This window comes from Motilimonas pumila, assembly GCF_003596335.1.
Lineage (GTDB): Bacteria > Pseudomonadota > Gammaproteobacteria > Enterobacterales > CBDFNC01 > Motilimonas > Motilimonas pumila.
Genome location: NZ_QZCH01000175.1, coordinates 1 through 530 on the forward strand (window position 1 = coordinate 1; position 530 = coordinate 530).

General features: G+C 70.2%; 1 protein-coding gene. It reads left to right on the top strand.

Annotated elements, in window-relative coordinates:
* Nucleotides 1-530 (top strand): carotenoid oxygenase family protein (locus tag D1Z90_RS21105; protein ID WP_147378843.1); only part of this gene is annotated, 530 nt, incomplete at both ends.

Consider the following 530-nt stretch of genomic DNA (forward strand, 5'->3'; position numbering starts at 1 on the left):
CAGCGACCCGTCGGTGATCGGCCTCGACGGCGGCGTGGCCAACACCAACGTCCTCTGGCACGGCGGCCGCCTGCTGGCGCTGGAGGAGGCCCACGCGCCGTTCGAAATGGACCCTGACAGCCTGGAATCGCGCGGCTATCGCGACGCGTTCGGCGGCCGGGTCACCGCCCACCCCAAGATCGATCCCGAGACCGGCGAGATGGTCTTCTTCGCCTATGCGGTCGGCGAGGTTCCGCTGTCCTCGACGATCAGCTACGGCGTGGCCGACGCCGCCGGCCGCCTGGTCCGCCGCCAGGACTTCGAGGCGCCCTACTGTTCGATGATCCACGACTTCATGGTCACCCGCGACCATGTGCTGTTCCCGGTCCTGCCGCTGACCGGCAGCCTGGAGCGGGCCATGCGCGGCGGCCCGCCCTTCGCCTGGGAGCCGGGCAAGGGCGCCTTCGTCGGCGTCATGCGCCGCGACGCCGACGTCTCGACCATCCGCTGGTTCGAGACCGAGGCCTGCTACGTCTTCCATGTCCTCAACG